This window comes from Mesorhizobium sp. WSM4809, from assembly GCF_055811655.1.
This window is the reverse complement of the sequence record NZ_JBVVQW010000035.1, coordinates 1-19,476: the sequence shown is the minus strand read 5'-3', so window position 1 is coordinate 19,476 and position 19,476 is coordinate 1. Positions and strand designations below refer to the sequence as shown.

The 19,476-nt window shown below is 61.2% G+C and carries 19 protein-coding genes; 10 read left to right on the top strand and 9 right to left on the bottom strand.

The window, feature by feature from the left end; translation table 11 throughout:
- The first annotated feature begins 2,292 nt into the window (after positions 1-2,292).
- On the top strand, positions 2,293-3,192 hold the full coding sequence (locus AC0L24_RS33250; protein ID WP_473564996.1) for a phage integrase N-terminal domain-containing protein: 900 nt from the start codon (positions 2,293-2,295) through the stop codon (positions 3,190-3,192).
- A gap of 2 nt (positions 3,193-3,194) precedes the next feature.
- The gene (locus AC0L24_RS33245) at positions 3,195-3,512 is read left to right on the top strand and encodes a hypothetical protein (RefSeq protein ID WP_352671980.1); all 318 of its coding nucleotides are present in this window, start codon (positions 3,195-3,197) and stop codon (positions 3,510-3,512) included.
- Between the two features lie 2 nt (positions 3,513-3,514).
- On the opposite strand, the gene AC0L24_RS33240 is transcribed toward AC0L24_RS33245, so the two are convergent.
- Positions 3,515-5,527, bottom strand: a complete 2,013-nt coding sequence (locus AC0L24_RS33240; protein ID WP_473564995.1) for a MobA/MobL family protein — start codon at positions 5,525-5,527, stop codon at positions 3,515-3,517.
- 291 nt (positions 5,528-5,818) lie between these two features.
- Between AC0L24_RS33240 and AC0L24_RS33235 the strand changes: the two genes are divergently transcribed.
- Positions 5,819-8,143, top strand: coding sequence for a type IV secretory system conjugative DNA transfer family protein (locus AC0L24_RS33235; RefSeq protein WP_473564994.1), 2,325 nt, complete (start codon positions 5,819-5,821; stop codon positions 8,141-8,143).
- Positions 8,144-8,713: 570 nt separating this feature from the next.
- Here AC0L24_RS33235 and AC0L24_RS33230 read toward each other — a convergent pair.
- The gene (locus tag AC0L24_RS33230) at positions 8,714-9,784 is read right to left on the bottom strand and encodes a replication protein RepA (RefSeq protein WP_352671982.1); all 1,071 of its coding nucleotides are present in this window, start codon (positions 9,782-9,784) and stop codon (positions 8,714-8,716) included.
- 362 nt (positions 9,785-10,146) lie between these two features.
- Between AC0L24_RS33230 and AC0L24_RS33225 the strand changes: the two genes are divergently transcribed.
- Both AC0L24_RS33225 and AC0L24_RS33220 read left to right on the top strand, forming a co-directional pair.
- The gene (locus tag AC0L24_RS33225; protein WP_352671983.1) at positions 10,147-10,833 is read left to right on the top strand and encodes a ParA family protein; all 687 of its coding nucleotides are present in this window, start codon (positions 10,147-10,149) and stop codon (positions 10,831-10,833) included.
- A gap of 1 nt (position 10,834) precedes the next feature.
- A complete protein-coding gene (locus AC0L24_RS33220) occupies positions 10,835-11,182 on the top strand; it encodes a stability/partitioning determinant (RefSeq protein ID WP_473564993.1) in 348 nt (115 codons plus the stop codon).
- Positions 11,183-11,324: 142 nt separating this feature from the next.
- On the opposite strand, the gene AC0L24_RS33215 is transcribed toward AC0L24_RS33220, so the two are convergent.
- The gene (locus AC0L24_RS33215) at positions 11,325-11,519 is read right to left on the bottom strand and encodes a hypothetical protein (protein ID WP_352671985.1); all 195 of its coding nucleotides are present in this window, start codon (positions 11,517-11,519) and stop codon (positions 11,325-11,327) included.
- 300 nt (positions 11,520-11,819) lie between these two features.
- Between AC0L24_RS33215 and AC0L24_RS33210 the strand changes: the two genes are divergently transcribed.
- Positions 11,820-12,137 carry a PadR family transcriptional regulator gene (locus tag AC0L24_RS33210; protein ID WP_352671987.1) on the top strand — a complete coding sequence of 106 codons (318 nt, stop codon included), beginning with the start codon at positions 11,820-11,822 and terminating at the stop codon, positions 12,135-12,137.
- Complete coding sequence (locus AC0L24_RS33205) at positions 12,122-12,619, top strand: hypothetical protein (RefSeq protein ID WP_473564992.1); 498 nt, start codon at positions 12,122-12,124, stop codon at positions 12,617-12,619. The genes AC0L24_RS33210 and AC0L24_RS33205 overlap by 16 nt, the downstream gene beginning before the upstream one ends.
- On the opposite strand, the gene AC0L24_RS33200 is transcribed toward AC0L24_RS33205, so the two are convergent.
- From AC0L24_RS33200 to AC0L24_RS33185, 4 genes are all read right to left on the bottom strand, one after another.
- The gene (locus AC0L24_RS33200) at positions 12,616-13,080 is read right to left on the bottom strand and encodes a DUF4411 family protein (protein ID WP_352671991.1); all 465 of its coding nucleotides are present in this window, start codon (positions 13,078-13,080) and stop codon (positions 12,616-12,618) included. The two genes, AC0L24_RS33205 and AC0L24_RS33200, sit on opposite strands and share 4 nt — an antisense overlap.
- Before the next feature lie 6 nt (positions 13,081-13,086).
- Positions 13,087-14,256, bottom strand: coding sequence for an XRE family transcriptional regulator (locus AC0L24_RS33195; protein WP_352671993.1), 1,170 nt, complete (start codon positions 14,254-14,256; stop codon positions 13,087-13,089).
- 95 nt (positions 14,257-14,351) lie between these two features.
- The gene (locus AC0L24_RS33190; protein ID WP_473564991.1) at positions 14,352-14,783 is read right to left on the bottom strand and encodes a hypothetical protein; all 432 of its coding nucleotides are present in this window, start codon (positions 14,781-14,783) and stop codon (positions 14,352-14,354) included.
- A gap of 2 nt (positions 14,784-14,785) precedes the next feature.
- Positions 14,786-15,334: a recombinase family protein gene (locus tag AC0L24_RS33185; RefSeq protein ID WP_352671997.1), complete on the bottom strand. Its 549-nt coding sequence runs from the start codon at positions 15,332-15,334 to the stop codon at positions 14,786-14,788.
- A gap of 215 nt (positions 15,335-15,549) precedes the next feature.
- On the opposite strand from AC0L24_RS33185, the gene AC0L24_RS33180 reads away from it, so the two are divergent.
- Genes AC0L24_RS33180 through AC0L24_RS33170 form a run of 3 tightly spaced genes read left to right on the top strand, consistent with a single transcriptional unit; the run spans position 15,550 to position 17,630 of the window.
- The gene (locus AC0L24_RS33180; RefSeq protein ID WP_473564990.1) at positions 15,550-16,227 is read left to right on the top strand and encodes a hypothetical protein; all 678 of its coding nucleotides are present in this window, start codon (positions 15,550-15,552) and stop codon (positions 16,225-16,227) included.
- 48 nt (positions 16,228-16,275) lie between these two features.
- Positions 16,276-17,286, top strand: a complete 1,011-nt coding sequence (locus AC0L24_RS33175) for a hypothetical protein (RefSeq protein WP_473564989.1) — start codon at positions 16,276-16,278, stop codon at positions 17,284-17,286.
- Between the two features lie 29 nt (positions 17,287-17,315).
- On the top strand, positions 17,316-17,630 hold the full coding sequence (locus tag AC0L24_RS33170; RefSeq protein WP_473564988.1) for a hypothetical protein: 315 nt from the start codon (positions 17,316-17,318) through the stop codon (positions 17,628-17,630).
- A 78-nt stretch (positions 17,631-17,708) separates the two neighbouring features.
- Here AC0L24_RS33170 and AC0L24_RS33165 read toward each other — a convergent pair whose 3' ends face one another.
- Together AC0L24_RS33165 and AC0L24_RS33160 are read right to left on the bottom strand one after the other, a co-directional pair.
- Complete coding sequence (locus AC0L24_RS33165; protein WP_473564987.1) at positions 17,709-18,197, bottom strand: hypothetical protein; 489 nt, start codon at positions 18,195-18,197, stop codon at positions 17,709-17,711.
- Positions 18,198-18,440: 243 nt separating this feature from the next.
- Positions 18,441-18,983, bottom strand: a complete 543-nt coding sequence (locus AC0L24_RS33160) for a helix-turn-helix domain-containing protein (RefSeq protein WP_352672009.1) — start codon at positions 18,981-18,983, stop codon at positions 18,441-18,443.
- Positions 18,984-19,476 lie beyond the last annotated feature (493 nt).

The following is a 19,476-nucleotide window of genomic DNA, read 5'->3' as shown; positions in this document are numbered from 1 at the left end:
CCCAGGGCCGCCGCCCCCCCCCCCCCGCGCCCGGCCCCCCCCCCCCCCCCCCCTTCTGCGTTTCGCAGCCGACACCAACAGAGCATTGCCGCGACGACGACGCCTGCGTGAAGGATGGACAAGCGGCGTTGCCAGGTCAACCGACCAGAAGGGGCACATTCAGCGCAAGGCGCCATTGTGCGGAGTTTACCAGACCTGCTGGCGCCGCTGGGTGAAAAGGCCGTAAGCCGCCATGCGCATATGGGCGATGTGGGTGCGAGCGCACCCAAGGCGACGAAAGCAGCCGAAAAATCGTAGCGGCCTCGGCCGCCGTGTTCAGCGCTCTGAAGGCCATGAATGACCGCCTCAGCGAGGGTGGGGTAGCAAGGGCAAGGGATCAGCGCGGCGGGCGCAGCCGGATCTGGCGCAACTCGCCTTCCGGCGAGCCTCGGGAACCGCGCCCCTTGCACGCGCGAGGGCAACGCCCTTAGCCTCCTATCCTACTGAAATATATTGACAAATCAAGATAAACGTGTCATACTATAAGTGAGGAAGGTAGGTTTTATCTACCCTTCTTATGATTCGTTGGCGATGATCGAAGTCATCAATCGGCAATTTCCGCCGTCCATCCTTCGCTTCAATTATTTTCAAAAAAAATGTCATTTTTAGCCAAGTCTGGCTGCGTCGATGTCTAAATACATCGCAGTCACCAAGGCTGCTTAAAACACAGAGGAATAAAAATACATATGAGAATTACAATTAATAGAGCCTATATCGTTATTGCGGCGGCCTACATCTTTGCGATTATTACACATAATTATTATGCACTACCGCTGATATACACCATTTTGGCTTTCTACCACTGAGGATTGTGGGGGGAGAAATCCCCCCAAATCCCTTCCACGGAGCGGCCAATTTAGTCCGAACCGCCTAATTAGCGAATCCGGTCAAACCGGCCGCTACGATTGCCAGAGTTACTGCAAACGTAGGTTTTGCCACTCCTGTGGCTGTGCACCAGCGCCGAACCCCGGTTCGGCTGAAGCTCACGGCGGACTTCGGCCTTGAAAGCCCGCCATGACATGCTTTGGGGGCGTTCAAGCCGCAAGGTCGTTTTGTGTTGTCTGATAACGCTAGCGTTAATGCCGCGCCTGGTGAAACGCTGAGCTGCCAGGAGAACATTGTCCCCTCGGCAGCGGTTCAATTCAACAACGTAGACGAACATCTGGGTTCCTTTCTCTGAGAAAGAGGCCCAGCATTGAATTGCCGCGACCTCACCTACGCGGCGCGTAGGATTGGCGGCGGCAGTCGGTTGAGTCCGGCTGGCAGCTTCGGGCATTTAGCCCCGCGTTTCTTGATGCCTATAGAGGCATCGACCCGTTAAACGCGAACCTAGTAGTTGCGTTCGACGGGTCAAGGGCGGGAAATCAAAAATATCGAGCTGCGAAAGCGCCCGTTGCCGGCGAAGCCGGTGTTGGGCAGGGATTGCGTAGCGCGCAATCAAACAGCGCCATAGCGAAGCCATCCCTGCCTCACGGCCGCCACCAGCGGCCGTGGCGGGGTGTGGGGTGCAACCCCCTGGGCGCTAGCGCCCACGCCAGGGTGCGGGGTCGGCCAGACCCTGCTGGCGCGGCTGGGCGGCCAAAGGCCCTAAGCACGCCACGGGCAGGAACGCCAAAAGCGGGCCTGCCGGCGATTACAGGGGTGCTGAAATCGCCACACCAGGCCAGCAACGCAGCCCTGTCACTACCGCAGCGCAGGTAGTGACAGGGCGGGAAACTCGGCGCGTGCCTCGACTGCGCCTGGCAAAAACGGCGAAATTGCTGGACTTCGCGCCTGGTCGGGGAGGGGTGTTAGCTCGGCTCGACCAGCCCTGCATAAGTGCCTGGTGAGTGCCACGCGGGCACTCACTGGATTCAGTGAGCGACATCAGGGCCACAGCGCCCGCAACATTTCCAGAAAGGAAACCTGAAATGACACCGAACACGCAATGGCATGGCTCGACCATGCCGCGAGCCCAGCGGCAAGGGGAGCCCCCTGCCCAGGATGCCAGCAACAAAAACGACCGCATCGCACGGCCCCACGGGCACGGCACTGGGAAGGCCCACGGAGGCTAACCAAAACCGGAGGAACGACGCAGAAGCCGAATGACAAGGCGGCCCTGCGGCCGTCTCAACCCCGGACCGAATTGGAGACACATGGAGCGACAAAGTACGTCTTGCTAACCGAAATGCCGACCATTGGAAGCTGTGAAGCTTCAACGGCAACCCCGCCTGGCGGGAACCGTCTGGTCATTAAAACTTACCGAAAGACACGATGATGAAGGAGCTGAACTTCGACCTGTTGAACCTGACCCGCCATAGCGGGGAAGGGTCCTTTGCGACGCAGGCGTGCCGCGCTCGCGGGCTGCAACAGCTCGCCGACGAGCTGCACGCCCTCGGCTACAAAGTGAAGGCGGCCCGGAATCTGGCGCCAAAACACGTTGACGCCCTGGTAGCGAGCTGGAAGGCCGGCGGCATCGCCGACGCCACCGTGCGCAACCGCCTCGGCTGGCTGCGTTGGTGGTCCGACAAGGTCGGCAAGCCCGGCCTCATTCCGGCCGACAATGCGAAATTTGGTTTGGAGGAACGCCAGCGCGGCGGGGTTAATCGCGGCCGGCGCCTCGAGGCTGACGACATTGAGCGCGTCGGCGACGCCGGCGTGGTGCTGGCGCTGAAGCTGGAAGCGGCGTTTGGGCTGCGCCGTGAGGAAGCATTGAAAATGCGACCGGTCCTGGCTGACCGAGGCAACCGCCTGGTCCTTCAGGCCAGCTGGACGAAGGGCGGCCGCTATCGTGAGATTCCGCTGACGCACCCCAAGCAGCGGGCTCTGCTCGATGAGCTGCGCCAGGCGTGCGGTGACGGGAGCCTGATTGGCCCCGGCCGCAACTATTACCAGGCCCTCAAAAACTATGAAAACAAGCTGCTGCGCGCCGGAATCCGCAACGCCCACGGCTACCGGCACGCCTACGCCCAATGGCGCTACAAGGTTCTTACAGGCTGGGACTGCCCTTTGAAGGGCGGTCGGACCGTCGACGGTATGACGCCTGCGCAGGCGTCGGCCGACAAGGCGGCGCGCTTCGAGATTTCGCACGAGCTGGGGCACGGCCGCCTCGATGTCACTGACACCTACCTCGGCCGGCGCTTCCCGACACACAACAACCGAAAGGCGGCATAACCATGAGCGACAAGGTAAAGGCGCTTGCCGAGAAGCTGACGCGGACGCGCAAGCTGACACAACAGGCGCGGGAGGAATTGGCCAAAAAGCTTTTCGACATTGACCAGGTGAGCCTGGCCATTACGGAAATGGCCGGCAGGGGTTTCGACACCCTGACCGTCGCCCCTGGCCTGCCGCTCGACTTGCGGTCGACGGAAGCGGCCAAGGAATCCTCTCAACTGCTGACGAAGGCCGGCTTTGCAGTGGAATGGCACAGACGCCAGCTGCGCGCGGATGACCCCGAGACCTGGTACATGCTCGTGACCTGGGCCAAACGGTAGCCTTAGCGCTCGCGCTCATCCTCCCGGTCGCGGCCTGGGCGCTTTCCTTTGTCCTGGCCAGGTTTGGGCTTCTCTGAAGGCCTGCTGCGCATGTCGGCCAGCTTTTCGCTGAAGCTGCCGGAAGGCTTTGGCGTCGGTTGAGCCGACCGAACCTTATCGGTGAAGGACGACGGTTTGCCATCGCGAGGTCCAGCCGGTCCTTGTTGCTTGGGTTTGAAACCTGCGGCCAGCTCGGGGCGGGGTTTGTCTCCTGGTCGGAAGGCTACAGGTTCGGCCGGCCGAGCCCGTGAGACCTCGCTGAAGCGTGGCGGCCGCTGTGATGGCGGTTGATGCTGCTGCACGCTTGGCGCTGCCTGCTGGGGGCTGGGCTGCTGTTGCCGAGAGGGCTCGGCTTTCCGCTGCTTGCCTGAAACATCCTTCGGGCCGCCGCTACCGACCTGGCCCGGCGTTTGCCCGGTTGGCGAGCCTGAAGGTGCTTCAGCTGGTAAGCCATACCGGCTCCTAGCGTCGCGGTGAGTGTCTTTCGCTTGTCCGAGCTTCGCTTTTGCAGCGTCAGCTGCGCGCAATGCGTTGGGCAACTGGCGCCGGGCAGCATCAGCGTTGCTTCGCTTGGCCGGTCCATCATGTTTGTAACCGTCGAGGGTGAAAAGGCTGCCGGGCTTTTTAGACCTGACGACTTTGTTGTTCTCGAACCGATTTTCAAGCATGTCGGCCAGCGCCGGCCGACCATGTCGCCGTTCGTAGCGGTCCATTTTCTCCTGTGCTTTGTCCTTGTCTTTAAATGATGCCTTCATCAGCCCTGCCAAGGCGGTGTCGGCTTTGTTCTTCTCGTACTCCGCCTGTTCAATATCCTTGGCGTGTCTGGCCAGGATATTTTTCACGTCAACATCCATTGCTTTCCCCTCCGCTTGACCCATAATGTAACCAGAAGTTGCATTATGATTAACACTGTCGCCACCAGACTTGAACCGCTCATCTACATTCTGGGCCGGCTGCTGCTTATGATTGGACCGTTCCGTCGCTGGTGCCAAAGGCGCGACGCGCAAATCGAGACTCGGAACAAGATTTGGTCTGCCAGACGGGTCGAGCTTCGCGCCGCCGAGCATCGTGAAATCTGGCTTGAGGTTGCTGAGACCTATCGTATCTGCGGACTTGAGACGCCGTCCGAGTTTACCCTTGCCGACGACCTTCCCGCCACCATCCATTAAGTCCGGTCGATGAATGGCACGCAATGCGTCCATTTCCCGTGATACGCGGTCGGCATCGACCGCTTGCCAATAGTCGTGGTTGCTCTCCGCACCGACCGCCAGAGCGCGGTTAAACTCGGCCCGGGTCCGGCCCTGGTCGATGCGCGGATAATCAACCTCACGGAAGCGGCTGCGGGCGCCCCTACCGTTACGGGCATTGCGTGCCCGTGAACGCGGGCGAACGCCACGCCGGCGTGCGGCCTGGCTCTTTGGACCTTCATGGATAGGGGCGGCTCTGTGGATGCCCTGCGCCTCGAGCGTGCGCCGGTCGACGCGTTCTGACTTCTCTGCCGCCTCGAGCGCGTTGTTGGCGTGCACCTCCCACAGCGCCCGCAAGCGCTGTGTAGAACCGGCTTCGCTTGTGCCAAATACTCGCCGGCCTGTCTTCTTGTCGCGGTCGTGAAAAATCAGGTGACAATGCGGGTTGTGGGCCTCGGCCCCATTGTCGTGAAGGGCAGCAAACCAAGGCGCCCTGCCCTTGGTTACGTCCTCGGCGAAGCCGCGCACCAGCGTCATCCGCTGCTCGGGCGAAAGCTCACGCGGCAGCGCGAGCATGAGCTTGTCCCCTACCCTGGCATTGGCCCGGCTGGTGTCCTCGACCCGTCGAAAGAACTCCTGTGCTCCGGTTTTGCTGTCCGGCATGCGGGCAGCTTCAACCTGCGGCTCGGCACTTTCGCGTGTAATATAGCCGACGTGCGAGCTGGCCGTGTAGGGCTGGCTCTGCGTCGTTTTGCCGATAGGGCGGTGATTGAGGCTGTATATCGCCACCCGGCGTTTCCCCTGCGGGGCGCGGGTTTCGGAACGAAACCCATAAGTGCGCCCTCACCATGATCTACCTCCGCCATCCCCCAAGGGCAAGTAGCTGTCGGCTGGTCCACGGCGCCAGTCGTGAGACGCCGGCAGCGGAGTCCCCTCCCTCGGACAGCAACCTGTCCCGGGCGCAAAACGTGAATTATTGGGAAATCGCTGCTTGCACTACTTTCCCAACGATTTGCTACCTTGACGCGTCTTCTTCACAAGGCTGACATAGCGTCCGGGATTATTGTGAGGGGACAAGTCATGAGCAACGAAGCGGAATTTCCAGGCGATGACAACAAGCTGCCGACGGCCGGCGACAAAGCGGCCGACACGGCCAAGCGGCTAGCTAACGGAGGCTGGGGGCTGGCGAAAAAGTTCGGCAGCTTCGTCAAGCAAAAGGCCGAGGAGAAAATTGACGACACCAAACAGCGCATGGCTGAACCGAAGCTGACCGCCAGCGAGCAAACCACCATCCAGCGCTATCGCGCCATTCAAAAACTGCTGCCGCGCGACCATCTCGCTGGCCACCCTCCCCTGCCCCAGGAAGGCATGCTGAACCGGCGTGAGATACGTGAGTTCCTCGCCTCCCCCAAGGTGCCCGACTTCATCACTGCCGGCGAACAAGCGGCGGCCGATGCTGAAGCGGCCAGGATTGAAGCCGAGAACCAGGCAGCGGCCGAGAGGGCGCGGCAGTTCGAGGTGGATGTCGCCGATATCGACAAATTCTATGCCAACACGCTCAATGACATCACCATCACCGTCGCCGAATTGCAGACTGTCCTGCCCGCCGGCGCGGTTTCCCAAGCCGGCGACCTGGCCTTTGAGGGCAGCCGTAGCACTCTCAACAAAAACTGGCTCGGAGGCCAGTCGCAGAGCACCAGCGAAGACATCGGCAAGCTTCTTTACAAGGGCCTGCGGAAGGGCTCGGCTACGGATGCCATTCAGGGCTCACGCTTCCAGCGCGCGCTGGTCTCGATGTCAGAGCAAGAGCGTGCCGCTTTGCGGCTCGCCGACATGCTGCTCGCCATCGGCGCCGTGGCCCCTGAAGACATCCTGAAGGCGCGCGCGCCTATCGTTTGGAACAAGGGCGAGTGCCTGGTGACCATCGAGGGCAACTATGGCGGGAACTTACGTAAACGCGAAGCCGCGTTGCAAGCGCTTAAATCTCTCATCAGCTCCTATTTCGGCGAGCCCGCGACCGGTACTGAAACCATCAAGGCGCACCTCGCCCGCGTTATGGAGCCGGATGGCGCACACCCCACCATTCAGCGTGTGCTGGCCCGCTACATCGTCAGCGGCGGCCGCTGGATGATGCCGGAAGAAGCGGCGGCCTTTACGCCAAAAGGCGCCTCACCTTCCGCTTTGCGCCTCGGCAAATTTGCCGACAGTGACAAAGAATTTTTGTTCGACATGAACGAAAGCCTGATTACGGTTGCGGCGCCTGGCACTGGCAAGAGCCAGGCGCACGTGCTGCGCAATTTGCTGTATATCGACGCTCCGGCCGTCGTGCTCGACGTGAAAGGCGAAATGCGCGACCACTCGGCTGCCTGGCGTGCGCAGAATGTCGGGCCAGTGCATATTTTCGCACCGACCACGCCGGCGACCTCGCTCCATTACAATCCGCTGGATTTCATCTCCGACGACACCGAACACGCCTGGGACGAAGCCCGCAGGCTTGCCGACCTGCTGTTTGTGCCGGCAGCGCAAAAAGGCGGCGACTCGTATTTCGATGACCGCGCCCGCGACATGATAACAACGGCTGTGCTCGATGTTGCGATTGCCGAAAAAGGCGACAAGCGCAACATGACCAGTGTGCTCGACCGCCTCTATCTGTCGGAAGACGACGCTCTGTCAGCCTGGTTCGAGCACCTGGAAGGCCTCGGCGTCTCCCAGCTGCGGCGCCAAGCATCTGCCCTCAAGGGTATGCCGCCCAAACAGCGAGAAGGTATTTTTGACAGTGCTCGGCGCCAGCTGGAGATCTGGCAATCTCCAGCGATTGAGCGGCTGACTACCAGCTCGACGTTTTCAGCCGAGACGCTGCGCCTGAACAACGCCACCCTGTACCTGTGCGTCGCGCTGGACGACATCAAGAAATACGCTTCGGTGCTTCGCGTCATCATCGGCCAGACCGTCAACCAGCTCTGCCGGGCGGCCCCGGAGGCCGACAGCCGCACGGTGACGTTCTTCCTTGACGAACTGCCCCGCCTGGGGCGCATGGACGTGATTGAAGAAGCGCTCGACATCGGCCGTGGCTTCGGTGTGCGCCTGTGGATGTTCTGCCAGAATATCGGCCAGCTCGACAACGCCTACCCCAACGCCCAAGGCATGATGAAAAGTTGCGCCATCCGGGCATTCATGAATCCGGACGAGCAAACCGCCCATTCTCTGTCTCAAAACCTCGGGCAGCGCGAATCCGTTCTCGACGGAAGCCGCAGACCGCTCGCGGAAGCGTCGCAGCTTTCCGGGCCTGACTTTGCCAACCAGGTGATTGTGTTCGGCCGTAGCAGCCATGCGGCTCGCCTCGAGAAGTGCTTCGCATTTGCCGACCGGGTCACAGCGTCACGTATGAAGACGGCGGGGAGCTAAGGGCGACGGCCTTTCGGCCGTAGCCTGGTCGTCGCGTAGCGACACAAACAGCGTAGGCGGGCGTTAGGAGCGGTTCCAAGGGACGTTGGTGACCCTTGTCACCTCTCCACCGCAAGAAACGGTTTTAGCGCGCTCTGGTGAGGTCCCCTGCCCTTTCAGCGCTTTATTGGGAGTTCCTCGCCACCGATGTCCCTAGGTCGCCTCCGCCCCCCAATAAACTCGGTTTGGGATACCCTTTTCCCTTTTCAAAAATCTGAGTAGCTCTGTTCTGTAGATTCTGGAAGATGTTTAGAAAGAGAATGTTCAGGCACCTGTTTAGACAGTGTTCTGTATCCTTATATATAGCAGCGCCACCAAGTCTGCGGCGAAGCGCCACCAACTCTGCGGAGCCCCGCCACCAACTCTGCGGAGCCAAAGGGGGGTCCCGCCACCAAGTCTGCGGGATGGCGCCACCAAGTCTGCGGAACATGGCATTTAACCCTTTGATTCAACAGGCATCGAATCAGCCCTCACCGCCACCAAGTCTGCGGAGTCAAATGGCTGATGTTCCACGATATTTTCTCGTGAAACCTAGCGTCGGATAAGGGTGCGTTGCGCCGGCAGCGCAAGAGCGTCCGGGTCGGCCGGCGACAGTGTCAAACCGCGCTCGGTTAGCTTCAGGGGGAGTTTTGGCAGAACCTCTTTGAGGTGACTGACCTCCTCCGCAAACTTCGCGCGGAAAGCGCGTGGCCTGGCGAAACCATCGCCGAATTGCTGCGTCACCGCCTCCCAGCTTAGGTGCAGCGGCTGGTCGATGTTGTGGATGCGCCAACCCAGCCAAAAGTATAGGTCGAGCTTGCGCGAGCTGCCGGCGAAGGCTTTGACCACCTTCGCGTTCACCGGTAGCGCGTGCTTGGATAAGCTCTCGAACATGGTCGGGCTGAACGTCACGGTACTCGGCCAAAGCGACCGCTGGTTGGGGTCACTCGACAACCAGACTTCCATGTCCTCAATCGGAAAAAACTGCTTGGTCTTCAGGCTTCCCGGGGCGAATGCGCTAATGCGCATTGAACAGGTTGCGAGCGCGTTCAGCTGCTCGCGGAACGCGGTCAGCGGACCTTTCCGGCCGCCACTATCGGAAAAACCCATGTCCCGCACAAAACCAGTGAAGGTGTCAGCGATTTCGACAGTGGCCGACTTCTGGCGAATGGCCTCGCTGCATAGGTGCATGAGCACCAGGCGGGCCTTGGGGCCGAACGGCAGCTGGTGATGCACAGCCCTCCCCGTTTCATCCAACGTGGTGCCAGCCTGGACGATGATGCCCATGTTGCCTTGGGTGCGCACGTACTCGCGCACGCCTGCTGCCTGCCGCTCGTGCGGTAGCCCCACCACGGCCAAGACCGAATGGATGTGCCGAACGTCAGCCAAGCTTGGCGGCGAGTTTTCAAAAACCTCACGAATAACAGCGCGGCGCCGGCGCTCGCGCGGCAAAGCGGCCAGCGCTTGAGCCTTCATGGCGTCGGCCGCGCGCTCCTGGTCACGCCGCTGCTGGCGCGAGATGATGGTGTTGGCTATGGCCAGAAACAGCGAGTTGCCCCGTGCTGCCTCGAGCTCGGCCAGCAGGTCTTCGTCGCGTATCAGTGATTCGTCGGGGCGGTTCATAGCCAAGTGTATCCCCTCCCCTGGCGGGCGCGAAAGTGAGTTGCCACTGAAACAGACAGGAATACGCGACTAGCCGCGAAGCGGTGCTGCGAGTCTAAGCGGCGCATATAGCGGCCGTAAAGGCCTCCCCCCTCCCCTCCCCCATTTTTTGGAATTGAGGCCTGGCCCTGCCTTCTCGTCAGAATCGTGCTAATAGCTAGCTGGTAGCTACTAGATAGCTACTAGCTATCCGGTAGCTAACTAGTAGCTTTTTGGTAACACCAAGCTAGCCGATAGCTACTAGATACCCTTGAGCTAGCTGGTAGCTATCCGTTAGCCTTTCAGTCGTAGGGTGGGACCAACAACAACGAGAAAGTGACACCATGCCTGTAATTTCATTCGCCAATCCCAAGGGCGGAGCCGGCAAAACCACGTCGGCACTGCTGCTCGCCTGCGAGCTGGCCGACCGGGGCGCCAGTGTGGTGCTGGTCGACGCGGACCCCGAAAGGTGGATTTCCCAATGGGGAGCGCTTCCTGGCAAGCCCGCCAACATCTCCATCGTCAGCGATGTCAGCGAGGACACGGCAGTCGATGTCATCGACAAAGCGGCCAGCCAAGCGCAATTTGTCATTGTCGACCTGGAAGGCACCGCGAACCTTCTGGTCGCTCATGCCATCGGCCTGTCCGACCTGGTGATTATCCCGACGCAGGGCGCCTCTATGGATGCCAAGGGCGCGGTGAAGACGCTGCGTCTTATCCGCAGCCAGGCACGCATGGCAAACCGCGAGATTGCCCACGCGGTGCTGTTGACGCGCACCAGCGCGGCGGTGGCGTCGCGCTCTTTGAAAAATATCCGCGACCAGCTGGACGCCGGCGGCGTCGAGGTGTTTTCAACGTCGATTGTCGAGCGGGCCGCCTACCGCGACTTGCTCGACTTCGGCGGGCTCCTGAAGGACCTGAATCCGGCCAAGGTGAGCAACCTGGACAAGGCTTTACTAAACGCCCGGGAATTCACGGCCGAAGTGGTCGCAAAGCTAAAGGCGGCCAGCGCGGTCGGGAAGGCGGCGTAACATGGGAGAGCAACGCACCAACCTGTTCGCCGGCGACGATGTTCTCGACCTGGCGGAGTTCAAGCCGAAAAAGCCGGCACGCCAGGGCTTGGCGGCGGCCAAGCAGGCGGCCGCTGCAACGGGCTTTGTAAGCCGTGAGGCTAAAGCCGCTCCTGCGCCCGTGGCGCTGGTCAAGCCGGTTCAACGGCGCCGGCGTACCGGCCGCAACGCGCAAATCAATCTCAAGGCTACCCCCGAAACCATCGCCGAGTTCTGCGCGATTTCCGATGCCCAGGGCTGGGTGTTCGGCGAGACGCTGGAAAAGGCGGTGGAGCTGCTGCGCGCCAAATACGGCGCCAAGGGGCAATAGGGCAGGGGCCAGACCCGCTACGGCCCGTCAAGGGCTTCGCAAGCGGCCAGGGCCGCCCTTGACCGGCCTTCGCGCTTCCGGCAGGGGCTTGGGACCACGAAAGGCCATCTGTGGCCTTTCGTGCCCAGCTGACGACTGGCGCCTAGTCCTTCTTGGGCTTCAGCTTGCGGACGCTGACCCGGCCGTCGACGGGCAGGGCGGTCAACTGGATGTTGAAACCGTCGCCGTCTTTGTGCGGCCAGGCTGCGCCAACCTTCAGCCAGTAGGCGTCGTCGCCTTCGCCCTCGATGATGTAAACGCCGTGGGTTGGGCGGTTTTTGCTCTGTTCGGTAGTCATGTGGATTTCTCCCTTTGGTTTTGACCGCCGCGACCATCGCGTTCGGTTCGGCCGTATTGGGAGACGAGCACCGTCAGGCCCGGAACGGGCCGGCCGGATGTCAATGGCAACACGGGAGCGCTAGCGAATGGAGCGGGCCGCCCCGATTGACGCCGGCAGGGCCGTCTCATGTCGAGCCGATAACCGGACGCATTGGCGCGGCGCCTCAAAGGGAACCACGATACGAACTAAACTGCACGACACGGATTGAACCCTCTGGCGAAAGTCTATATAGGGCTATGTAGAGAAGCGAGATAGGCCATGCCAAGCAACGACGTTAGGCTCAGCAGCGCATCACTCAAGGTCCTTCGTCTTTTCGTCGAGGAGCCACGCAAGGCGCGTTCGGGCAGCGAAATTACAAAGGAAGCGGGTATCAGCTCCGGGTCGTTGTACCCAATTCTCGACCGTCTCGAGACCGCCGGATGGTTTACAAGCCGATGGGAAGAGATTGACCCCTCTCAGGCGGGAAGGCCCCGCCGCCGCTATTATCAAATCACCGGGCTCGGACAGAATAAAGCCAATGAGGCCTTGGCGCCGTACCAAGTAACAAATGGAGCACTGGGATGGGGTCGAGCCTAATCGCAGCTCTATGGAGCGCCCTGGTCATCGTCGTCGGCAACCTGGCCTATAACCTCGCTGCGAGCGAGTTGTACGCTTGGTGTCCGAAATGGGCGGACCTGTTGGTTAAAGCAGCTTCAATGCGTGTCCCTAAGCGAAAGCGTGACAGGTATCGTGAAGAATGGTCGGCCGACCTCAACCAGATTGAGGGGAACATTGGCAAGCTTTTTTACGGGTTGCGTTGCTTCCCCGCAGCGTGGGGCATTTCGGCGAACCGCTTCGGAGACGACAGATTTTTCAGCGTCGAGCGCCTGCTGTATGGCACCGGCCTGTTCCTAGTGTCGACGGCGTTGGAAATCTTCAACGATTGGCACTATGGCGCGCCGCTTTTGAAACTATCGATGGATGCTTTGAGCCTAATGGCTTGTACGTTTGCCCTCTGGCGAGGTTATCAGGTGCGGAAGCGTCAGCGTTACATCCGCATCAGGGGCAAACGGACTTAGCCGATTGTCCAATCTTCGGCATCGAACAGCTGCATAAGGTTGCACCAGGAAATCCCCATGGCGTTGCAAACGCCGGGGATCTTCCGCAGGCTGTCGGGGCCAGTTTCCTCGGTGATGAGGGTGTAGCCATGGACCTCGGCCGTGGCGATGACGAAGCTGTCAGCGGCGAACTTTTCTTTGCCGGCAGCGACAAGGCCGGTGTAGGTGTTCAGCACATGCTGGACACGCTGCTGGATGGCCTGGTCGGGCGCGATAAACATATGTTCGCGCTCTTTCAGCCACTCGTGCAGCTCGGGCGAGCGCTTCGCGCACTCGGTCTGCACCAGCAAGGAGGACACCAGCCGCCCCTCGCCAATGAGCTTGTCGAACTCATCCCACAGCTTCGGGAAGCGTTTAGGCTTGTAGCGTTCATACCAGGCGCCAATAAGCGCCGATGTGTCGATGCAATAGACCGTTGCCACTGAGCGCTACCCTGTCATTCCAAAGGCAGCGCGCTCAATATTGGGAACGGCAGTGACCTGCATATTGAGGTGGTTGGCCACGTCGCGCAGCGTCAGCTGGCGGTCATAGTAGCCTTGAAAAACAAGGCGGGTGAAGTTGCGGCCGAGCTGGCTGAGCACGACCAGGTGACGCTCGGGGCCACCGCTGCTCTTCTTGTCAGCCAGCGCGTCATATTCCGCCTGAAAGCTTGCCCGGCGGCTGTCGTAGAACGCCTTGGTCGTTCGGCCGAGCGTCAACAGCCGGCGCAAAATAACCTCGCGGCTGACGCCGAATCTGGCGGCCAGGGCCACAAGCTCGTCCTCGGCCCAGGTCATACTCTGGCCCTTGGCCCGCACGAGGGGCTCGCCAAGCAACCATTCGCTTGGGACCAGGGCGGCGCCGGCGACGGCGTTACAGAACTGCTCGACCACTGCGCTGGCAGGCTCCGGCGCGACGAAGTCGAGGCCGCTGATGCCGCTGGCCCTGACGACCAGGTGGCAGAACTCGTGCAGCAACGTGAAGGTCCGCCCGTTGGTGCGGTCCTTGGAGTTGATGAGAATGACCGGCAGTTTGGTCTCGGCGATGGCAACGCCACGCATCTCGGTCAATGCCAGGCGTGGCACCATGAACACCAGCACATCCTTGGCCTCGATGGCGGTGCGCCAGTTGTCGAAGGCCTTGGCCCGCCAGCCTTGCTGGTCGGTCTGCTTGACGCCGAGATAAGCGCGGATGGTCGTGGCAAGCTTCTCCACGTCCTCCTTGATGGTCGCTTGAAGCTTGAAGTCCTGCACGGGCTCGCCCACGTCGTTGCGCAGCTCGAGCGCCAGCTCGCGGCGTTCGCGCGCCTGGCGAATGGCCCACTCCAAGCCGGACTTGAAGGCGTCCTCGGGGGTCTCGCGCAGGCGCCGAAAGTCCTGAATCGGCTGAAAGCCGTGCGGCGGCTCGTTGAGGTAGAAAATCGCCGGCGCGCGTTTGTAGAAATTCGCGGCGGCCAGGAATTGGGGGAAGGTCAGCTGCTTTTCGCCAGCCTCACAAGCCAGCAGCTTGTCCAAGCTCACGCCCATGCCTTCGGCCGCCGCCTCGGGGCTGAGGCGGGCCTGCTCCCGGGCCCATCGCAGGATGGCCGGGTTGATATAGGCGAGGGTGCTCTTGGTCATGGTCGGTTTACTCTAACACAGCTGTCAATATGGCCGCTGCAAGTCTTCATCGGGTTAATGCGCTTGGACGGTGGGGGCGTTGCATCCTGGTCCGTCTATTCATAGCGGCCGCCGAACAAATCGCCGACGGCGCGGCGTTTCTTGTAGGTAAGGTCGCGCTGGCGCAAATGCTCTGGCTTGTCATGCAGCATGTGGCAGCGCTGGCAAAACGCCCGCAGGTTCTTCGGCCGGCAATCGCCGGCGTCGTGATTGAGATGTGCAGCTGCGATGGCAACTTTGGTCGTGTGCAGCTCTAGGCCGACGCATTCGGGCAGGGCAGGGAGGCTGCGAACGGGCTTGCCGTCGCCGTCGCGCCAGCTGCCGGCGTCCTCGTCCCACCAGCGCCCGTCGCCAAGGTGCGTCACCGTCCGACCATGCGGCCGCGCACAGCGCTCGCAGCGCCCCTTAGCCCGAACAAAGCGAACCCAGGCCGACACCTGCGGCCAGTCGATAGGGTAAAGGAATCGGCGGTGCGTGCGGATAGGCATGGCTATGCGTTCCTCAGCCGCGAAATCGTGCTGTGGGAGACGTTGTAAGAGCGAGCGACCTCGCGCAGCAGCTCGCCGGCGTCGACGCGCGCCAGTGCCTCGCGCTCCTGGTGACGGGTGAGCTTGCGCTTGCGGCCGAACTTCACGCCCCGGGCCTTAGCGCGAGCGCGGCCCTCGGTCGTATTCTCAAGGATGCGCCGGCGCTGCCACTTCGCAGCCCAGCCGACCACAAAAATGATGATGTCGGACATTTCAGACGTCGTGTCGATAAACGGCTCATCGAGCAGACGCAGGCCTGCGCCGGCGGCCTTGACGGAATTGAGGATGTTGAGCATGTCCAGCGGGTCGCGGGCAATGCGGTCGGTCACGGTGGCCAGCACCGTGTCGCCAGCCTCGAGCGCCTTCAGCATGCGCTGAAGCTGTGCCCGGTCTGCGTTCTTGCCGCTACGCTTCTCATGAAAGATTCGCTCGCAGCCGGCTCCTTTAAGCCGGTCGATTTGAGCGGCCAGGTCCTGGCTCTCGGTAGACACGCGTGCGTAGCCGTAAATCATGCTGCATTATGCACCGGATTTATGCACCAGAAAAGAACAATCGGCACAACGGATTAAGTCTGGTGCATAAATCTTGACTTTCGCACCAAACGACAGGGTGGGGATAACTCGCCAGGCCCCTGTTTCCTTTGCCGGTTCCTGATATGTTCCGAGATAGGGGATGATTCGGTCTTACTGGTAACAAGAGCACCTAACCTTCAGAAAAGAGCCAGGGAATGCTGACGGCCCCCTCCCGCCACATCCGCGCACGTCAAACCCGTGAATTACTCCGCGCTGCACGCCATTCATGGCGGGTCGGTCGGCCGATAAACTGGCAGGTCGTCATCGACTTCGGCTGGCCCGACCAAGGTGAAGAGTTTCGACCGTCGCGCCAGTTCCGCGACATCCGCCGCCGTTTCTGTTCCTGGTGGGACTACAAGCGCAAGCAGGGCCTTGTCGACGGCAGTATCTGCGACCTCGTCATATGGGAGGCACCAGGCGGCAAGCATCACGTCAACTGGCTGGTGAGCATCCCTGAGCACATACAGGCAGAGGCCCAGGCCATCGTCGAGAAGCGCATGAAAAAGGTCCTCGGCGACCAGCCAGACGACACCATGCACCAACAGGCGGTCTATAACCTCAACGGCGACATGTTCTACCTGCTGAAGGGAGCGGAGCCGGAGTACGCGCGCAAACTCAACATCAAGCCCGAAGACCAAGGCACTATCTGGTTTCGGCGTGCTGTGCCGTCCATGTCGTTGGGGCGCACCGCGCGCGAGCGCGATTGGGCCGCTGGCCGCATCGTGAACGGGCAACGGACGCGAGGCCTGCAATTTCCTCGTGAAAAGCGCGTCCTCGACGCCACGGCGCCTCGAGCAGCGCGGCCCTTGACCGGGGGCGCCACGCCCTCGTAAACGACGGGGGGCAGGGGGAAATACTGCTAAATATATATAAGAGGGGAGATGGCGGAGCGGTCTCAAGAGGACAGACACGACCTCGCGCGACGCCGTATTATGCTCGTCCTGCAAAAGCAGGTCGTCGCCAACGCCCGGACCCTTGAGCAAAAGATTTCCGACGCCGGCCCCTTCGGAATGCGCATCGACCCGCACGTCCTGACGCCAGCGCGCAACGAATTGATACAGGAAGGCCTTGTGCAGGCCACTGACAAGGCCGGCAACACCTGGTTTCACTTGGCCAACATCCCGGCGGCGGTCGTCACGAAACGCCTCGATGAGCTGGCCGACCTTTTCCTGAAATTCCAGGCCAACAACCTACCAGGCCGCTATGGTCAGACGCTCGAGATAGCGACGTTCCATGCTCTCTCCGAAGTGCCGAATCTGGAGTTTTTTGGGCGGTTTCCAGACCTCCACAAGCACGATGACAGCAAGGCTTACACCAAAGTCGAGCCCCCCAATCATATCGGCACGCTCGTCCTGCCAGGTCATCGCTCGCTCGACTTCCTGGTCTTGCACCCCGACGCCGGATTTCTCGGCATCGAATGCAAAAATGTGCGCGAGTGGATGTATCCGAACCGCGAGGAAATCAGGGAATTGCTGTTGAAGTGCACCGTCCTCGGCTGCGTTCCGGTCTTCATTGCCCGGCGCATCCCGTTTGTCACTTTCAAGCTGCTCAACGCGGCCGGGGTGCTTATCCACCAGACCTACAATCAGCTCATGCCGGAAACTGCGACAGAAATTGTCAGGGTCGTGCGGCACAAGGATATGCTTGGCTACCATGACATCCGCCTGGGCAGTAAGCCGGACGCCCGGCTCCTCAAGTTCATCACCACCGATATGATGAACGTGGCGGCTGAAGCCCGTGAGAAATTCGAGCTGTACAAGGACCTGTTGGCCGCCTTTGGCTCGGGCGAGATACCTTATTACGTCTTTGCCGCTAAGGTTCGCCGGCGTTCTAAGGGCCAAAACGAGGACAACGATTGGCCCGCAGAGGAGGAGCCGGACCTGTTCGATTGAACGGCGCCGGCAAAGGTAAGGGGATAGTCATGGTATTCTTTGGCACGCTGGCGTTCATTGCAGTCGCTATCAGCCTGCCGCTCGCAGCGATGTATGCGGCTGGCCAATTCGTTGGCCAAAAACCGCCGCCGGCGTTCCTGAAACTCGCCGTCACACTCGCCGTCGGCGCCGGTCTGCTGATGGCGGTCGCCGGCGCGCTGCTCAGCGCCCGCCAGGGCGGCATGAGTCTAAGGGATTGGTTCCTGCTGGCATGGGTGGCTGGCTCGGCGTTGACGGGCCAGGTTGCGCTCCTCGAGCTGCTCGGCCGCAAGGCTGTTCGGGACCCGGCACCGCCAACCACCTAACCGGATGCCCACCGCGGGCAAGGTGCAGCCGCGCGGCCGCTGGCCGCTACCATCATTCTGTTTTGCTCCGCGAGGCACCTAACGCTGGCCGGCGGCGGCCGCCATGGTGAACAAGGCATCGAGAAACGGTTGCTCGAGCTGAACCTGGAATCCGGCCTCGACCGGGAAAGTTAGCACCTGCCGCCGACCGCGTCGCTCGAGCGGACGCGCCTGCAGGTCGGCTAGGGCAATCCAAATATGGGCCGTGTCTTCGATGCCGACGCAGACGAAATACAGCGTGACATGGAACATGCGGGCGAACAGCGCGAGCTTTTCAACCTCGTCGCGCTCGAAAATGAGCATGCCGTCATAGACAGACTTCGCTTTGACATCGAACGCGAGCAAGCCCACGTGCGGCAATCCCACCAGGTAGTCGGGGCGCTTGATACGGCCTTTGAGCGCGGCCGGCACCGTGAACGGGGACTGCTCGACGTACATATACGCCACCGCTGACCAATTCAGCCAGGCGCGGAATGCCGTTTCGGCTTTCTGACCTTTGACGCGATGCCTGGTGGAGAGTTTGAACATTGCCGGCAGTCTGGCCTGACCTCGGCCCGCCCGTCCACCTTGCGGCGGTGTTTCTCCGCCCCTGCTGTGTCGCACGCGACGCACTTCTAAAATGGGCAAAGTTCCCCCAGGGAACCTGCCTCCCGGCGAGGGTGGGGTAGCAAGGGCAAGGGATTAGCGCGGCGGGCGCAGCCGGATCTGGCGCAAAGCGCCTTCCGGCGAGCCTCGGGAACCGCGCCCCTTGCCCGCGCGAGGGCAACGCCCTTAGAACTGGCGCCGCCGCTGTGCCGCCGGTATCAAATTGCCGTCGTCATCTATATCGTCCAGCGTCACATCTTCCGTCCCAACCGAGTCTTCGATTGCTCGTGGGTTTCCAGAATTGTCCCCCACAAATAGCGTCTTTGGTCGAGACCTCCTCACGTTGCGAGGGAACTCGTTAGGGAAGGCTTTCGCGACCTTCCCGAGGAAGTCAGCGAGTGGCGACAGGTCATAGGCGTTGGACGCGATAATGCCCTTTTGGCGACGTTTCACGCGGGCGATTAGCCCTTCCTTCAGAAGCCGGGCCACCGCACGCTGCACCTGGCGCTCAGAAACCCCTATGCGGACGGCCAGCGTTGCCATGCTGGGGAACGGCTTGTTCTCCTTCTGCCACCATGCCCCAACCAACTGAATAAGCACCAACAGCTCGACCGGCGTCAGACGGCTCTCGACATCTAGAAATCGATTGAGCAGCAACAGGTAGTTCGGGATTTGGGCGAACCCGCGTTCCGCCACCTCGTCACCCCACTTTTCAGCTATGTCAGACATCGCAAACCACCCTTAAGTGCGTCAGTACCTTACGACAGATAGTCGTATAAATAGACATAATCAACCCATACAGATGAATTCATACGAATGCGTATATACATATGATGATAATATCCGGGCGGGACCATACGACAAAAATCCGAAGTTTGCGCGGACAAATCCATCCGCAAAGCACTGTAACAATTCGTGATTGGGCGAATCGTCGCGAAACGCCTAGATGGCTGGTATCGCAAGAGAGGTCTCATTAGCCGACTCGGCGAAGCAGTTAGGCGCAGCCAGTTCACGCCCGGGTGGCGCGCCTAATTGCCGACCGGCCAGAAACCGGAGAAGGGCGGCGCGACGGCCGGGCCAGGGGGGGTTTGACGCCCCCCCCACCACCACAATGCGGGCCCGCCCCCCCCGGCGGGAGGGGGGGCGGCGCCGACGCTGCCGGGCTTGCGCTGGCCCGGCGGCAGCCGGTTCGATGCCATCTGGTGGGCGGCCTCGGTCATCC

Bases quoted from the DNA above. Each gene is read 5' to 3' on its own strand.
- AC0L24_RS33205 (WP_473564992.1), top strand. From the start codon at position 12,122: ATGGGGTCGAGCCTAATCGCAGCTCTATGGAGCGCCCTGGTCATCGTC.
- AC0L24_RS33165 (WP_473564987.1), bottom strand. From the start codon at position 18,197: ATGTTCAAACTCTCCACCAGGCATCGCGTCAAAGGTCAGAAAGCCGAA.
- AC0L24_RS33175 (WP_473564989.1), top strand. From the start codon at position 16,276: ATGGCGGAGCGGTCTCAAGAGGACAGACACGACCTCGCGCGACGCCGT.
- AC0L24_RS33215 (WP_352671985.1), bottom strand. From the start codon at position 11,519: ATGACTACCGAACAGAGCAAAAACCGCCCAACCCACGGCGTTTACATC.
- AC0L24_RS33195 (WP_352671993.1), bottom strand. From the start codon at position 14,256: ATGACCAAGAGCACCCTCGCCTATATCAACCCGGCCATCCTGCGATGG.
- AC0L24_RS33220 (WP_473564993.1), top strand. From the start codon at position 10,835: ATGGGAGAGCAACGCACCAACCTGTTCGCCGGCGACGATGTTCTCGAC.
- AC0L24_RS33230 (WP_352671982.1), bottom strand. From the start codon at position 9,784: ATGAACCGCCCCGACGAATCACTGATACGCGACGAAGACCTGCTGGCC.
- AC0L24_RS33180 (WP_473564990.1), top strand. From the start codon at position 15,550: ATGCTGACGGCCCCCTCCCGCCACATCCGCGCACGTCAAACCCGTGAA.
- AC0L24_RS33210 (WP_352671987.1), top strand. From the start codon at position 11,820: ATGCCAAGCAACGACGTTAGGCTCAGCAGCGCATCACTCAAGGTCCTT.
- AC0L24_RS33170 (WP_473564988.1), top strand. From the start codon at position 17,316: ATGGTATTCTTTGGCACGCTGGCGTTCATTGCAGTCGCTATCAGCCTG.
- AC0L24_RS33235 (WP_473564994.1), top strand. From the start codon at position 5,819: ATGAGCAACGAAGCGGAATTTCCAGGCGATGACAACAAGCTGCCGACG.
- AC0L24_RS33185 (WP_352671997.1), bottom strand. From the start codon at position 15,334: ATGATTTACGGCTACGCACGCGTGTCTACCGAGAGCCAGGACCTGGCC.
- AC0L24_RS33245 (WP_352671980.1), top strand. From the start codon at position 3,195: ATGAGCGACAAGGTAAAGGCGCTTGCCGAGAAGCTGACGCGGACGCGC.
- AC0L24_RS33250 (WP_473564996.1), top strand. From the start codon at position 2,293: ATGATGAAGGAGCTGAACTTCGACCTGTTGAACCTGACCCGCCATAGC.
- AC0L24_RS33160 (WP_352672009.1), bottom strand. From the start codon at position 18,983: ATGTCTGACATAGCTGAAAAGTGGGGTGACGAGGTGGCGGAACGCGGG.
- AC0L24_RS33190 (WP_473564991.1), bottom strand. From the start codon at position 14,783: ATGCCTATCCGCACGCACCGCCGATTCCTTTACCCTATCGACTGGCCG.
- AC0L24_RS33225 (WP_352671983.1), top strand. From the start codon at position 10,147: ATGCCTGTAATTTCATTCGCCAATCCCAAGGGCGGAGCCGGCAAAACC.